The organism is Terriglobia bacterium, from assembly GCA_035712365.1.
Classification (GTDB): domain Bacteria; phylum Acidobacteriota; class Terriglobia; order UBA7540; family UBA7540; genus SCRD01.
Genome location: DASTAW010000039.1, coordinates 100,553 through 115,777, shown reverse-complemented (window position 1 = coordinate 115,777; position 15,225 = coordinate 100,553). Strand labels below are relative to the sequence as shown.

Annotated in this window: 15 protein-coding genes; 3 read left to right on the top strand and 12 right to left on the bottom strand. The window is 59.3% G+C overall.

The features are described from left to right. The first annotated feature begins 8 nt into the window (after nucleotides 1-8). From VFQ24_11805 to VFQ24_11795, 3 genes are read left to right on the top strand one after another with little or no spacing between them, the layout of a single operon-like run. Nucleotides 9-1,409 (top strand): hypothetical protein, encoded by a 1,401-nt coding sequence (locus VFQ24_11805; GenBank protein ID HET9179032.1) that lies wholly within the window; start codon nucleotides 9-11, stop codon nucleotides 1,407-1,409. Next, the gene (locus tag VFQ24_11800) at nucleotides 1,342-2,394 is read left to right on the top strand and encodes a creatininase family protein (GenBank protein HET9179031.1); all 1,053 of its coding nucleotides are present in this window, start codon (nucleotides 1,342-1,344) and stop codon (nucleotides 2,392-2,394) included. The genes VFQ24_11805 and VFQ24_11800 overlap by 68 nt, the downstream gene beginning before the upstream one ends. A gap of 16 nt (nucleotides 2,395-2,410) precedes the next feature. After that, nucleotides 2,411-3,382, top strand: coding sequence for an ornithine cyclodeaminase family protein (locus VFQ24_11795; protein ID HET9179030.1), 972 nt, complete (start codon nucleotides 2,411-2,413; stop codon nucleotides 3,380-3,382). A 13-nt stretch (nucleotides 3,383-3,395) separates the two neighbouring features. Here VFQ24_11795 and VFQ24_11790 read toward each other — a convergent pair whose 3' ends face one another. The 12 genes from VFQ24_11790 to VFQ24_11735 form a co-directional block, all read right to left on the bottom strand. Further along, complete coding sequence (locus VFQ24_11790) at nucleotides 3,396-3,719, bottom strand: DUF5666 domain-containing protein (protein ID HET9179029.1); 324 nt, start codon at nucleotides 3,717-3,719, stop codon at nucleotides 3,396-3,398. A 160-nt stretch (nucleotides 3,720-3,879) separates the two neighbouring features. Beyond that, nucleotides 3,880-4,200, bottom strand: a complete 321-nt coding sequence (locus VFQ24_11785) for a hypothetical protein (protein ID HET9179028.1) — start codon at nucleotides 4,198-4,200, stop codon at nucleotides 3,880-3,882. Nucleotides 4,201-4,484: 284 nt separating this feature from the next. Beyond that, entirely contained in the window at nucleotides 4,485-6,509 is a 2,025-nt protein-coding gene (locus tag VFQ24_11780) for a glycosyl hydrolase family 28-related protein (GenBank protein ID HET9179027.1), read from the bottom strand. Between the two features lie 5 nt (nucleotides 6,510-6,514). After that, entirely contained in the window at nucleotides 6,515-7,180 is a 666-nt protein-coding gene (locus VFQ24_11775) for a hypothetical protein (GenBank protein HET9179026.1), read from the bottom strand. A 91-nt stretch (nucleotides 7,181-7,271) separates the two neighbouring features. Then, complete coding sequence (locus VFQ24_11770; GenBank protein HET9179025.1) at nucleotides 7,272-7,757, bottom strand: hypothetical protein; 486 nt, start codon at nucleotides 7,755-7,757, stop codon at nucleotides 7,272-7,274. Between the two features lie 208 nt (nucleotides 7,758-7,965). Then, on the bottom strand, nucleotides 7,966-11,943 hold the full coding sequence (locus VFQ24_11765) for a hypothetical protein (protein ID HET9179024.1): 3,978 nt from the start codon (nucleotides 11,941-11,943) through the stop codon (nucleotides 7,966-7,968). Nucleotides 11,944-12,029: 86 nt separating this feature from the next. After that, nucleotides 12,030-12,212 carry a hypothetical protein gene (locus VFQ24_11760; GenBank protein HET9179023.1) on the bottom strand — a complete coding sequence of 61 codons (183 nt, stop codon included), beginning with the start codon at nucleotides 12,210-12,212 and terminating at the stop codon, nucleotides 12,030-12,032. 135 nt (nucleotides 12,213-12,347) lie between these two features. Beyond that, the gene (locus VFQ24_11755) at nucleotides 12,348-12,704 is read right to left on the bottom strand and encodes a hypothetical protein (GenBank protein HET9179022.1); all 357 of its coding nucleotides are present in this window, start codon (nucleotides 12,702-12,704) and stop codon (nucleotides 12,348-12,350) included. A gap of 89 nt (nucleotides 12,705-12,793) precedes the next feature. After that, a complete protein-coding gene (locus VFQ24_11750) occupies nucleotides 12,794-13,666 on the bottom strand; it encodes a hypothetical protein (GenBank protein ID HET9179021.1) in 873 nt (290 codons plus the stop codon). A 16-nt stretch (nucleotides 13,667-13,682) separates the two neighbouring features. After that, nucleotides 13,683-13,883 carry a hypothetical protein gene (locus VFQ24_11745; protein HET9179020.1) on the bottom strand — a complete coding sequence of 67 codons (201 nt, stop codon included), beginning with the start codon at nucleotides 13,881-13,883 and terminating at the stop codon, nucleotides 13,683-13,685. Between the two features lie 7 nt (nucleotides 13,884-13,890). Then, nucleotides 13,891-14,379 (bottom strand): hypothetical protein, encoded by a 489-nt coding sequence (locus VFQ24_11740; protein HET9179019.1) that lies wholly within the window; start codon nucleotides 14,377-14,379, stop codon nucleotides 13,891-13,893. A gap of 90 nt (nucleotides 14,380-14,469) precedes the next feature. After that, complete coding sequence (locus tag VFQ24_11735) at nucleotides 14,470-15,069, bottom strand: hypothetical protein (GenBank protein HET9179018.1); 600 nt, start codon at nucleotides 15,067-15,069, stop codon at nucleotides 14,470-14,472. Between the last annotated feature and the right edge of the window lie 156 nt (nucleotides 15,070-15,225).

The following is a 15,225-nucleotide window of genomic DNA, read 5'->3' as shown; positions in this document are numbered from 1 at the left end:
GAAAGGCTTTGGAACCACAAATTCAAATCCACGCTCGACCCCAGAATGCTCCGATTGGTTATCGTCTGATGCGGGCAGCGTTCCGGCTGGGACTCCGGCTATTTTTCCCCCGGCTTCGAGTGCTCGGCCTGGAAAGGATTGAGCGGCGCGGCCCCGTCATCCTGCTGATTACTCATCCGCGGACCCTGGCTGTTGGTTTGCTTCTCATCTGCGCTCTCGATCGCCGGGTCCATGGCCTGGTTCCATCCAGCGAGCTTCGTGGTTTCTTTGGCAAACTGGCAGCGCGAGCGCTGGAAATCCAGGCGTTCGATTGCACACGGGAAGAACAGAATTCCTGGCTGAATTCCTGTCTGAGCGTTCTGGCAAATCATGGGACCATTGCATTGTTCGCCGCGCGGTACGCGCGAAATGGGGGCGAGCGCCTGGCCGTGGTCGATTTCTCCGTCCGGCTGGCCGTGGAAGCTGGCTTGCAAAGTAAGAGCCAGGTCCAACCCGGAATCTATCCCGTGCACTGGTTTCTCGGCACAGGAGGCCGTGCACCCGAAGCTCTCATGAGTATCGACACCCCTCTTCGGGCGCAGGATTTTCTGCCCAAGGTTGGTGAAGATATGGCGGCCGCCTCCGAAAACCTGGCGGAGGCGGTCCAGGGCGCGATCGCGGCAAACATCTTCGGCCTTGCGGATGCAGACCTGGAACACTTTAGCCGGGAACTGGAGGACTTGTCGCGCGAATACCTGAAGCAGCAATGGTCGTCCCGGCCGGAGTGGAAACAGCAGCCGGAAGAGCTGGAACTCAGCGGCTCTGCCAGAAAGTGGATTGCTGAGCAGAACCGGACCGACCCGGCGCGGCTGGTTGACTTGCGTGAATCTTTGGGCGCTTACCGTGAAGCGCACAGACAACGCTCATTGGGAGAATTGGTCGTTCAGGCTTCAGGTCCGTGGCAATCATCCCAGCGCAGGGTGGCGGCGGCATGGGTCGAGACTGTCCTCGGATTCCCAGTCGCGCTATACGGCCTCGCCAACCATCTTCTGGCGCTCTTGATTCTGGCGGTGAGCGGTCTGTTCAGGAACTCCCCGCAGAAGGACCCCAAGGTCGAATGGCTGCAGCGGATCTTCGCGGTCTTAAGTTCCTATACGCTTCAGATCTTTGTGGTCAACTTCTGGTGGGGAAGGGCAGTCGCGGGCTGTTACGCTCTGACCCTGCCCGTTTCAGGCGCTTATCTGTGGCGCTATCGATGGCTCATCCGCCACAGGGCCCGTGTGCTGGTCCGCAAAGCGCTCCGCTCCGTACGATTGTCACGCGTCGCGCGCGCGAGGGAGAGCGTTCTGCGCAAAATCGGTCATGAGATCGAGGGTTCGACTCAACCCTCCACCATTCCGAACGTGCGATCACCAGGCGTTGCAGACTGACGGCCTGCAGATGGATGAGGTCCCCCGGCACAGCGACGGAATAGAGTGGGCGGCTGGCCCTCAGGGTATATTTCGCCTGGAGGAATTGACCTATACTCAACTCGAGGCGATGGACCGCACCCGGGTGGCCGTCCTCTTTAACGTCAGCCCTCTGGAAGAACACGGCCCGCACCTTCCAGTCGGGACCGATCTTATAACTTCGGGCGTGATCTGCGCAAAGCTGGCGGAGCGAATCCGCGAGGCCAAGCCCGGCTGGACGGTCCTGATCGGCCCGAGTATTCCCGTCGGCGCCTCTGCATTTGACCGCGCTGGAACACTGCTGGCGCGGGCGCGCACGGTGCGTAACGTGACCAGGGACTACGGCGCGAGTCTGGCCCGCCACGGTTTCCGTTACATTCTGGTCCTGAACGGGCACGGAGGATTGCGCCACCTCGTGGCCCTTGAAGAAGCTGCGGCTGTTGTGTCCAGGCGCTACAGGGTGCGCATGATCTCGGTCAGTGGGCCTGTGCTGTGGCAGTTCATGCGTGGCCGGTACGCGCACCGTCTGGAAGACTCTCTGGGTCGCCCGTTCACGGCAGTTGAGAGAGAAGCGCTCGATGGCGATACGCACGCTGGAATGTGGGAAACATCGCTCGTCCTGCTGAACCGTCCGGAATTGGTGAGATCCACGTACCGCGGCTTGCCAGCACAAAAGTTCGAGCTGGTCGATGCCATCCGCAGAAACTACCCTTTGCAACGGGGAAACCGGCTGGGCTATATTGGAACGCCTTCAGCCGCCTGCGCAGCATTGGGTGAGGCCGCACAGCGGCTGTTTCTCGAAGCCGCGTGGGAACTGGTCGAGCCGGTGTTGGACAGCCACAACAGGAAATGGCGGCAGACCTCTTTCTTATACAAGGTCCCATTTTTGCGCACGGCTTTTCCCCGCCTCGCCGCGACCGCGGCTGTCGCGCTGGCGGTCTGGGCGCTCTTGCGGTGGCTTCACTGAAATCTGTGGAGACATAATGGCACTTTTTCTCTTAGAAAACGATGTTCAGGAACTCTTTCCAATGAAGCAGGCGCTTGAGTGCGTCGAAGCCAGCTTTGTCGCTCAGCAGAGCGGTAATGCTGTCAACCAATCGCGTCAACGTCTTTTCCAGCCGGGGTTCTCACTCCACTACATGGCAGCGGCCCTGGCGGACGGTCATCTCGCCGGCATGAAGATTTACACCATCACGTCCGGAGCAGCGCGCTTTCTGGTCCTGCTCTTCGACGTCAAGACGGGGGAACTGCTCGCCGTCATCGAGGCGGACCATCTGGGCCGCATTCGAACCGGAGCAGCAAGCGGCGTCGCAACCAAATATCTCGCCCGCCACGACGCTTCCACGGTGGGCCTGATCGGAACCGGGCGGCAGGCGCGGACGCAACTCGAGGCGGTCGCCGGTGTTCGTAAAATCCGGGCGGCCCGGGTTTTCGCTAGGAGCGAAGCGCATCGCGTGGAATTCTGCAGAGAGATGACGGACTATCTGAAATTCTCGGTCGAGCCGGCCGCGAGCACCGAGGAAGCCGTGCGCTTTGGTGACATCATCATCGCTGCAACCACCTCGAAGGAGCCCGTCATCAAGGGTGAATGGCTTCGCCCGGGAACCCACGTCAACGCCATTGGCGTCAACATGATCAACCGCCGGGAGTTGGATGACGCGGTGCTGCGCCGGGCCGAAATCATTTCAGTTGACTCCGCCGAGCAGGCTCGTGGAGAAGCGGGCGACCTGGTCCAGGGACTCGCGGCCGCCGGTAAAAGTTGGGACGACGTGCTGGAGTTGAAAGACATCGTGGCGGGAACCAAGCCCGGGCGTGGATCCAGCGAGCAAATCACGGTCTTCAAATCGTGCGGAATTGCGATATGGGACGTTATGGCCGCCGGATTTATCTATCGCACAGCCCTTGAAAAACAGAAAGGGAAACCCTTCGCCATCTGGGAGGACCTACCGCGGTAGTGAAGCTCCATCCTCACTTTGGCGGACCCTTTGACCCGGATTCAATAGTGATCGTCTTTGCAACCACGTCGCCCGCCTCAGTCAGAGTACCCTTGGCCAGAATCTTTGTCCCGACCCGAAGCTCTGCCGGTCTGGCAGGGCTGCCATCCTCATGCTCAATCTTCGTTGCCGAATCGTACTTGACCGTGAACAGCATGTTCTGGCCGCCATCTACAGTAAGTTTTCCAGGCGATTGTTCTGTGATCGCTCCGCTGACTGAGAATGAGATGTCCTGCGGGGGTTGGTCCTCACCCTGAAACGACAAAGAGCAGATCGGGATTGTCAGAAAGCCAAGCACCAGGAGGAATGCCGCCACCAAAAGGCGGAGGCGAGTCGGGTTTGCGGCTTTGGAAGTTCCGTCCACGAAGCAGATTTTAATGCGGATTCGGTTGAGATACCAGTCGTCAGCGATGATGACCGGTGCCGCTGCGCTGAGCGCCGGAGCAGGGGCCTCCAGATCAATCGGGAAAGGTGATACCGAAAAGGTTTGTACGCTTCACATACTGGATTCCCACCTCGCCCGCGTTGCCTGACCTGCCGCCGGTCCACACCACACGGAACAGCGCATCCTCATCCCCAGCCTTTGGTTTGACCGTGATCTCCATGCCTGGGGTCAAAGCATAGCTGCATTTGAGGCGCGCACCGAACTTGCTGACCGTCACGACATAAGTCTCTTCGGTGAAGGATTCTCCGGTCGGCAACGTTCCCGTGACAACCACTGGAATGCGCACCTGTATCCGGGTGCTGCGCCGCATCGAAGCTTTGGTGCTGATGGCCATATTCACCACACTCGCTTACAACGCACTTCCTCCGGCCACAAACGCCACCCCGCGACGAAATCAGGCCCTGGCTCGTCCCGACGCAGAATACGCAGTGACATATTTCTACGTTAATCGTCAATTTCGATGAAAGGCTTGAATCGGCTGGGGCGCCGCGCGGAGATGCTTGCTACAACCAGTATTTCCGGCGGACGTAGAGGAAGATAATGATCGTTGAGGCCAGCGTCTGCAACGCAACCCCGACGGCATTCTTGTCTTTGAAGCTGGCCGGGCGCCGTCCGAAATCACTGAATGACCCTGAACGTCGCCCCAATTGTGGAGCCTGGAGTTATGGAAGAGCTGGTGGGGTTACAGAGCATCGGCGAGAACCCGCCCGTTCCCCACGAGGCTGTTACCAGCAGTCCGTACCAGGTTTGAGGGTGCATTTGTATTGTCGCCAGAGCAGGGGCGCCCGCAGCGCTTACGAACGACAGGGTCGAGCAACTGTTGGCGGGAACGGCACTGGTTGGAATGGTGAAACCGCCGGTCAATGGCAACGTAAAAGCGCCAGCATCAAGCCGGACAACCGGACCACTGTTAGTGCTTGACCCCGACCAGCTAATGTTGTGCCAGTAATGAGTGCCGGTGCCAGCCCCATTCCCGATGGGTATGTCTACGCAATTAGGTTCTTTCCCGCAATAGAAGTGAACGCTGTCCAGTGCCCACAAGCCCGTTGGCGAACCAGCCGTGCCATCGTAATACCAATTTGATGACGTGTTGATGAGGTCGTGAATTTCAAAGTCCACGTCAACAACACTGCTATTTGCGTCGTTGAACTCAACTGCGTGAAGTGTTGGCGTGGGCGCGGCCCCATGCGTGCCGAGAATGTAGCTATCGAGCAGCCCGCTATCCACATACATGAACCCCGGATAGCCTTCCTGGCGCCAGGGTGAAATCGTAAGAGTCTTGCAATTATGCTCATAAATAGCGTAGTTGTAGAGGCCCGCCGGATAAGGGTTCGCTTGACTTCCGTTGTAGCTATGACCCGAAATCCTCATATCCTCAGCGTTGTAGAGGTAAATGGCCGGGCCAAGGCCCGAAGTGTAAAGCTCCACGTTGGTAAATGAATCGCCGGTCTCGGAGTAGGTGCCGGTACCAAAGGTGACATAGGTGCTGGAAACGCTGAAATTGTTGGTGCTCGTCACCACAATCGGGTAATCGGCTGCGATGGACGTATCGCTGACAAAGGATATCTCCTCACCGAAAAAGTATAAGCCGAAGGAGTACGTTATACCGCTGAAGTGAAGCGGCATCATGAAGCTGCAATTAACGATGTGTGTATCCTGCCCAGCCTGACCGCTGGTATTCCGTCCAGCGAGAATGCCAATCAAACTTGGGTTGCTCAGACCAGCCTTCTGCGCGGTCACTTCAAGGTTGAAGAAAGTGCGATTGAACCCCATCGTGATGTCGAACACCGCGCCGCCGGTATTCCCGCAGATCAAAGCATTGGCGCTTCCGGAAGTCGAGTACCCAGGGCCGCCTGCTCCCTCAAACACGATCTTGTGGCCATCGCCAGTCGCGTTGATGGCTGTGTCAACCAGGTAGCAAGCGCTGGTTCCAGGAAAGTAGACGGCGCCCCCTCCCGCGGCCACTGCGGCTGCATAGGCAGCCTGTATGGCGGCGCTGTCGTCCGTCGTTCCATCGCCTTTGGCGCCGTATGCCTTCACGTTAAAGACCTGCCCGCCTTTGTCCTGAAGATTGGTGATAACCGACGCTCCCGTTCCGCTGGGAGTGAGCGAAATGTTCTGATTCGTTCCCAGCGACGAGCAGTGAAGGTCCCCTGCGAGACCGGTCACGCAGGGCTGCGGCTGGAACCATGTGCGGGCATCGGTAATCGAGCTGATCGATGTCGCCCCGGTCGTAACTTTGGCGATGGGAACCTGTCCTGCCGCAAAGCCGGACGTGGCGGCCGCGGGAGAGCAGTTATTCGCAGGATCCAGGTAAACGTAATTCGTCGCGCTGGCAGCCAGGGCCAATGATCCGCCGGGATAGCTGACCGGCGCGGGTGGATTGCCGCAATAAGCCGTGCCCGCACTCAGTTGCAGCGTCAATCCACTGCCTGCGGTTGGCCAGTAACCGGGCGCCATGCCATTCACGTACTTGGCGTTGGCGGAGTAAAGCGGCGTCCCCGCAGGCGCCTGGGGCTGCTGGGCAAAAGCAGGAGCCAGAAGCCAGAAGCAACCAGCCAGTAGAAAGGCGATGCGGATCGCCACAGCTCTTGCCTCTTGCTCCTTGCTCCCTGCTCCCTGCTTCCGATTTCCGATTTTCATTTGTTTCACCATATCTGCACCTTTGCGGTCACCGTCGGGTCTGAGGCAACCAGATAGAGATTCGTATTGTCATACAGCGTCGCAGACTGGAACCAAATGGCTCCGCTCGATGTCATTTGAACCAAGGCCCCCACGGGCACGCGGCCCAGCAGGTGCGGCACGGTAAAATTTCCTACCGCGCCGGGAGCTACCGTCAGTTGTCCCCACAGCTTCGTGGCCGGCGTCACCGAAATCACGGCAGTCGAGTTGGTCACCACAATACCGATAAACGCATCTCCGGGCGTGCTGGCGGAGCCGGTAAGGTTGTAGTAGGACCCGCCTGTGGAATTATAGAAAAGGTAGCTGGTCGAGCTTGCCGGAGCGGCCGCGAGCGCCGGCGCCGAGGCCGGTGCATAACGTAATCCCTGGGCGTAAAGCGCACCCGCCGCGAGGCCTGGCGTCAGCGTTGCAGAAGTCGAAAGCGCAAACCCGCTGACCACCCCGGAGATGCCCCGGTCTGACACCCAGGCCGTCACCGTAGGAGCAGCCTGGACGGCCGTCTGCACATCATTGGCGTCCTGCAACAGGCTGTCAATGATCTGCCAGTTGGTATCGAGGTCGGTTTCGTAGTTGGCCCCGTGCTGGGGCTCGATGATTCCCTTGCGGGGTAGGACTGTTCGGACAACTGCCATTTTGATTTCCTCATTGGCTGATTTTTTAATTGAAAGATTTAGAAGACTGATTCATTAACTCAATCAGTCAATCGATCAATCCTTCAATCGGTCATTCGCTCAATCTCATCGCGATCGTTCGCACCTTTACAAACCCGCCCGTCGTTGGCGTCTCGGTTCCGCCGTCCCAGTAGTGGACGTCGCAGTGGACCAGGCCGGGATTCGCTTCGTTCTTCTCTTCCACCCAGAAATCCATCAGGAACAGGCTGCCCGGCCCGTCATTCACGCTGGCGCGCGCGGGCTTGAGCAGTGCTCCGTTGGTGGCGGAGCCGCTTGCCGGGGATCTCGAGCACCACGCGGCGACCTCGTATTCCAGTTCTTGCCGGGCGTAAACGTACCCATCCACCGGACTCACCGGAATCGTCACCGTCTCGCCGTTCTTGTACCAGCCGTAAAAAACTTCAGGCCGTACGGCCGCAAACTTGGCGTTGTTGTTGATCTTGGTGAGATCATAGTCGGTCAGCGGCTGGTCCGCCTGGAGCACCAAGTCCGGAAGGTCCACAAATCCCGGAGTTGTTGTGAACGTCAATTGTGCCATTGCCTCTTCTCCTTATTGGCGACTTATTGAGGATTGCAAAATATAGTGGCGTTTTCGCGTAGCGCCAGTCCCGCCAAGCGGGACCGGACTCGATAAATGCTGCCGAGACGGCGGCGCTACAAAAACAACGTGCCACTAGATTATGCAACCTTCGGTAGGGCATCTGATTTTTCAATCACCCAATTTCTCAATCGCTCAATCATTCAATCTAGAAGACCGTTTTGCCCGGCGTGCCATCCGAATAGGCCCCGTTACTTTCCTGCGAAAGAAACATGTAACGCGCGCGCTCGGCGCTTGAAGCCGCGCTCCATGCGGGCGTGCCCTGCGGAGCAATCCGCGAGAGCACCTTGGCTCCCATCCAGCCGGTGTCCAGCAACTGATAGGCCATGTTTCCCTGGGTGTAGTTCGGTTGTTTATCCACTATTTCCACGATGCGGTTGTAGATTCCTCGCGTCCCGGCTTCAAGATTGGGCAGCAGGGGATGGGAAAAGTAGACAAAGTCACCAGCTTCGATCGTCAGGTTCATAAACTGGCTGGTCACGCTGAGGGCGGGCGCTCCGCCACGTGGCGAGCCCGATACAGGGTCGATCCCGCCGTAGCGCTGGAAAATCCGATTGGCCGTGATGCTCGCCAGCGCAGCGCCGCCGCGTTCGAGTCTCATCCCCTTCGACTCGATGATGTCTTCCCCTGCCAGACCGAACTGCTGCAACGAAGGAGACGAGAGAAACAGCAGCTCGGTCTGGAAATCGTTCCCGTCGTAGTCCATTCGGAACGTCACCTGGTTGATAAGGGGTTCCGGCTTGACGCCCGGGAGCGCCGTGATGTTCCGCTCGTCGAGCGAGGCCAGACCCGCAAAAGAATACGGCGGAACGAAAAACCGTGGAGACATGCGCCCGTCTGCCAGAATCACTGCGTAGCCGCCGAGCGGATGAAAAATCTCGAATTCCAGAAACTGTTTCGCTTCCACGGGCTGTTTGAATTCAAAATCAAAAAGGTACCCTGCAAAAATTCCGTTGCGGTAAAAGAGCGCCTGGTCCACATCGAGATAGGGGTTGGGGCTGATCAGCGTGGGATTCATGGTGTTCGCGGGATCCCACTTCGCGGGATCGTAAAGCTTCCACGTCGAAGGTTCCAGCAGGGACGATTGCCCAAGCCCCAGCTCGTTCTGGACCACCATCAGCAACACGTCCATCGGATTGGCCACGAGCGTCCGCGGATGCTGGTTCGAGACGGCGTTCCCATCATCGCCCACAGTAAAGATTTGCGACTTCGCGTAGCGATTCAGGTCCTGGCAATCGAGCCGATAGCCGCCGCCGGCAGGAAGCACTTCGACCCCTTCGATTTCCTGGGTGGCGACGGTTACGAAATCCGAGGAATTCATGCCCGGGTAACCTACGCTCAGAGTCAGCCGGCGGCCTACGAGTTTGCCGCCGCTCGCCAGCGCAGTCAGGAAACCGGAGTCATCGATGGCGTCAATTTCAAGGGCGCCAATCGAGCTCTGTCCCTGCAACTGCTGGATGCTTTGGTGGACTCCCTGCGGCACCTTCAGGCAGGGATGCCGGCCGAGATCGGCGGAAGACGTGGCCAGCAGAATGTCATTGCGCAGCGCCGTCAGCCAGAACCAGGCGGTGGACGAAATTGTCTTGCGAACGGCGATTTCCCAGGGCAGCGCCCTCGCCGCCAGGGAACCAGCCAGCAACCCGTCTGAACTGGTGGTGCTTGCAACGATTTTTATGCTATCCACCAGCCGCCCGATCAATGAAGGCAGACCGCCCGTGTAGTTTGTGCTGAAGTAAGTTTCAAGGTCGGCGTTATCGCTCAGGCGCATCAGGCCGGCCAGGACCGCCAGCGTTCCCTCCATTGAGACGGACGCCGGCGAGCCTGAGTAACCGCCCGTCGAGTCCGCGAAAGGCTTGAACCCGTCAAAAGGCGTCAGTTGCTGGTAAGCCTGGTTGTAGGAATTCGCGACGGCGCTGGTTACGATCTGCTGGTTGGCGAGAAAGAAAGTCTCATAAGCAAATTTCAGACACTCGACGGCCTTGGAGTCATCGCCGATTTCGTGGCAGAACATCGCCGCCCATGAACTCGCCGAGTCCAGCGCCAAGGAGGTGTCCAGGCCTGCGATGGAAGCTCCGCGGGCAAAATGTCCCTTCACGTTTCCCGATGCCGGAATCCACAACGGGCCCAGAATCGCGCTCCTGATTTCCGATGCCTTCGTAGACGCGTTGCTCGCTGCGGCGCTGAGCAGGGCCGATTCGTCCGCTGTCACCAATCCCTGCGCCAGCAAGGTCTGTGCCGCCGCCGGCATCACCCGCGCCGCCTTGTCAAAGGCAAACCAGCAGATGAAATTGTCGTCGGTGTACACACTTGAAATCTGCCCCGGCACGTACTGGTAGCCGGGGTCCTGGTAAATTCCCCACCCGCCCGCGATCAGGTTCTGGCGCGCGTCGGCAGCGGTGGATTGCAGGAAGAAGAGGAGGTTGAGCATGCTTTCCAGGCCCGTCGCGGCGCGCTCGTAATCTCCCGTCCGCTCCATGTAGGTGCCATAAGCGTAGGCCACCCAGGCCATGGCTCCGCTGCGGATGATCGTCTGGTCGGCCTGGCCGTTGTATACGTCATAGGAAACCATGAGTGATCCCGCAGGCTTTGGAGCGCCCGCCGAGAGGTCATCCAGGCTCAGATAGCCGGCGGAGTCAAGTTCAACCGTGAACGACGTGATCGACGTCACGGTCTCGCCGCTTAGATACTGGCCGATCCGGGCGTTCAGGTCGGCTAGGTACGTTTGCCAGGCGTTGAGCTGGAGCTGCGCCACCGCCGTCACTGATTTCGCCGCCGCATCGTATCCGGCGGCCCCCGACGAAACCAGGCAGAATGACGTCACCTGCCCGCTGGAACTGGTGAGGCCCACGGTGAACTTGAAATCAACATTGGTCTTGAACCGCCACTCGACGAGTGAATCGATAGCGTCGGGCAGACCGATTCCCGTAAAGCTCCAGCTCGCGGGAGCAGCGGCGGCTGTGAAATAGATGATCTTCGAGCCGCCAGACGCTGCCGGAGGTTCGGCAGTGTCCAGAGCGTTGACCACCGACCCCGCCCCCGATTGAAGCGACCACCGCGAGGTTGTTCCATCCTGAGCGTCTTCGAGAACGATGGTCGGCAGATAGCCGGGACTTTCGAGGAGCGCGTTGAGCTGGGTGATGATGCGTGCGGCGGCGTCCCACAGGCCTCCCACCGAAAAACTGATGATGGCCAGCGCTGCACTGTAAATCCAGCAGCGGTTCTGAACGGCCGGCAGATTCGAGCTGGTCAGTTGCGACGCCGTGAAGAAGTCCGGATCGCCTGGCGGCACTTCAACCTCGCGCGGCAGGTCCGGATAGGCCGCCAGGTGTTGTAACGTCGAATAAAGGTCGACGGGACCCAGCGACGGATCGTGATGGAACACATGGGCCACCAGCGTACCGGTACCCATGGTCAGGCTTGTCCCGAAACGCGCGTGGGTCGAGTCCTGAACGATGATGGGAATGTTGTCTTCCACCACAGATTCGAGGTCCGTCCTGACGGTAACGCGGACGAAATAGTCCCGCAGCTTCTTACCGACGCCCATGTTGGTGTGCGCAATCCAGCCCGTAACCGAAGCCGTGGACGAGCCGGAGGCCGGCTGCGCCGTGCCGGCGTCCATCAGGAAGGCAATCGCCGTTCCCGGCTGCGCCGACGGTACGGTCCACGTGCCGTCCGGTGCTATCGTTGCCGAGCCCTGATAATGGAAGCTGTCGGTGAATGAGTAGACGTCCACCCGGTAAGCGGATGGAGGCTGGCTCAGATTCAGCGCCCGGCCGCTGACATCACCTGCCGTGCTAAGCGTAAAAAGATTGATGAGCAGGCTGCCCGAGAGGAGTGGAGTGGGGGAATAGTTGACCGGAAAACCATCGGGGCCAGGCTGGTCATCCGGGCTGAGGCCGGCAATGGGATCGAGAACGATGTTCGGCACGGAATCCTGCGCAAGGCCCGAAAAAGAGTCTCTGATTGCGATGACGGCGCCTTCGACAAACGGAGCGCTGGTCCCGGTCGTCAGCGCCGCGCCCGCGAACGGCGAGACGTTGGCGTTAATCTGGCTCTGGATCCAGGCAAGCTCCTGGCTCAACGCCGCTGCGAGGTCCCCGGAATAGTAATCGCTGACTTCCGCCATCTGTAACTCCTCACATTCATCGACAGAGCAGATTTATGAATCCCAGCTTTCAATCGCCAAATCAGTCAATCGCTCAATCATCAAATTCAGTATCCGTAACCGGTGGTCCCGTACGGGTTCATGCCGTAGCCGGTGTGCCCCACGCTCATGTCTTCCGGCCGGAAGGTCGTCAATGGGTCCATGATGCCTTCAATCTGCACCACGTAAAGCGGCTGCTTGGCAAGCGCCGCGTTGTTCAAGTCAAAGCTCGGGTTCGTCATCACCGGCATTTCGTTATACTCCTCTTAAGAAAACAGCCGCTGAAGTCATTCATATGTTAACCACTGCATCATTGAGTCAATCACTCAATCAGTCAATCGCTAATTCGTTAAACACCTACAACACCTGCTGACGGAACTTCACCTTCACGCTGTAGATTCCCGGCGCCACGTACGCCACCGTCCCATCGGATCTTCCAGAAGGCAGTTGATAAACGCAGGCTGCGTAGCGTCGGGATAATACGCGAAGGGCCCGCCCGTGAGCGCAAAATCCAGAAACGCTGACCAGCCTGCCAGGTCGTTCCCGGCCTGGATATAATCGACGTTGATTTCAAGGAAGGTGTCGATACGTTCCAGCACGGATTCGCGGACTCCGGCCGTTGAAATATTGTCATGCCGCACGGCGCTCTTTGAATAGCCCGGCTGCTGCCGCGGCGCCGAACTGAAATTCAGAACCTGTTCCCCGCCGCCTGCGGGCGTGTAAACAATCTTGGGATTTGCCATATCAAACCAGAATTCAGAAGCCAGGAGACAGAAGAAAGACGGCCTTCATTCTGGCTTCTGGCTTCTGTCTTCTGACTTCTTGCTCCTTTCTATGCGCGTTTCGCCGGCTGCCGGACCACCGTATAGGCAACCAGGTTCACATCGCGTTCCACCACCGCCTTCGAGATGTGCCGCACCAGTTCGTCCACTCCTGCCTGGCCTCCGTACACCGGTCCCTGGAAAATCACCTGCACTGTTGGCTGCTTCTGGGCGGAACTCTGCGCGCCGGCTGTCGCTTGCGCTGTAGATGATTGGCTGCGCGTCGATGAGCCGCTCGTTGAAGTTTTCTGCCCCGCGCCGCTGCTCGATGCTGCTCCGCTGAGCGCCTTGGCGGCCAGCCCCGCGGCCCCTCCCACCGCGCCGAACACTGCTGCCGCTTCAAACGCCTGGCCTGCGCCCGCAAAGTCTCCCACCGCCAGCATGTAGAAGCCGAGCGCCGTTGAGTAGATCGCCCGCACCACCGCCTCTTTGGCGATTGCGCTGATGGAAGTGAGCGCCGCCTTCTCAAACGCCTGGCCAATGCTTTTTTGCCAGACGCTGGCGTTGCCGGTGTTCCGCACCAGCGCCGAATCAAATGACTTGAAGCTTCCCAGTAAACTGGTTTGAAGCGCGTTCGAGGCGCTCAGGGCGCTCGAAAACGTGCTGCCGACGCCGCTTCCCCACTGTCCAACGGCCAGCCCGCTCTGTTTCAGTGACGCATTGAGGGTGTTCAGGCTTAACCCGAAGTTGCTGGTCAGCCCCTGCATTGATTTCTGTACGCTGCCGAAACTCGAGGTCCCGCTGCTTGACCACTGCGTGAGGTCGCTGCTCATGCCGCCGAGGTTCCCGCTGAAGCTCGAGCGGAAAGACTGGATGCTCGTCTCAGCCTGCGAAGGATCGGCGGCAATGCGAATCAAAAGTTCTGCTGCGTTGTTTGTAGCCATGGTTCCTCTCAGCTTCCTACCACCGCACGCTTTTCGCCCGCTGGCTGGCGCCTGCTTCGTCAAGGCCCTCGGTCAGCGCGTTGGCGGCCGCGCGTTCGGCGCCCAGCAGTTTGGCCGCTGCCGCCAGATCGAAATCGAGCGCCAGCACAGGATCGTTCAATCCCACCAGGCAGCTTGGGCGGCAGCCGAACCTTTCCGCCGCCATCGCCAGCAGCACAAAGTTTTCACTTCTGACGAAACCTCTCCAGCGAAGCGCTGGAGGGTCCCTCCTTTGCGGAATGGGCGACGCTGTTCCCCGCCTCGTCTGCCGGGCCGTTCGCGTTGCCATCGAGCGCGCGACAGGCCCACTCAAAGATAAATGCGCGGTCGCGGATGGGAATATCGTCAAGCGCGATCTCGTCCGGCCCGTCGCCGATGGGCGGGTCCACCACGCTGGCTTCCACCAGCCGCGCGGCGAAGGCGGCCAGGTCAAGGATTTCCTCCCGCGTCAGTTCGCGGTCGCCCCCGCCCTGCGGCGACTCCGCATCATCGAGCGCCACGGCCAACAGTCCCTGCGGGATGCGCCCGCTCATCACCCACTCCAGCGGCTCGGGCCGGGCGGCCAGGATCGTGGCGCCGCTTGGTAAGGTCAGTTGCTCCGCGCGGGATTCGCGGTCCTCCTTCGCCGCCCGCCGCCAGGTTTCCGTTGCAGCGATCCCATTGCCTTTCCGCATGCAACCTCCAATCATTGGCCGATTGGCTGATTTTCTGATTGGCTCATTGCCGGATTTCTTCAATGAATCAATCCGTCAATCCCTCAATCCTTAAATCTGCCTGTAGATTTTCCCCACCTGGTCGCCGACGGAGCGCGTGGGATCGACCAGGCCCTCGAACTTGATCTTGTAGGTGGTCTCTTTGGCGCGCTGGAACGGCAACTGCACGGCCTCCGCCTGGTAAGCCTGGTAGAGTTGCGTCACCACGAATTTTCCCGCCGCATCCCGCCGCGCGGAGATCACCGCCACTGAGGTTTTGGGAATCGCCATCAATCCGCCGAATGAGATCTCCTCGTAGCTTTGCGAGCCCGCCGGCAGCGAGCTGTCGGTTCCGGTCGAGAAGCTGCCGTGGACAATGTAATTCTTCAGCTTCGCCAGGTCTGATTCCTTCAGCGTCACCTCGATCGAGGCGGCTTCGCCCGTCATCACCACGTCCACAGGTCCAGTCACCTGGTCCGCAGTGATCTCCGTCAGCTTCGGAGTCAGCACCATGGTGGCGGCCCCGTCCGTTGCGCCCGCAAACAGCGGTGTTCCGGCCGTGGGATTTCCGCCGGCATCGATAACCAGCCGATTGCCCGTGGTCGGCACCGAAACGCCCAGCCACAGCCTCCCCGGCCCCTGGTGAATTTTTGTTGCATCAACATTTGCCATGATTTCCTCCCGTTCATTTGTGATTCGGCAATTGAGTGATCGGGTGATTTTTAATTAGCAAGTTTCGATCGCTTAATCCCGCAAGGCGGGATCACTCAATCACTAAATAGCCGATCCGCAGATTACGCAGATTCCACAGACTGCGAGCAGCGCCAC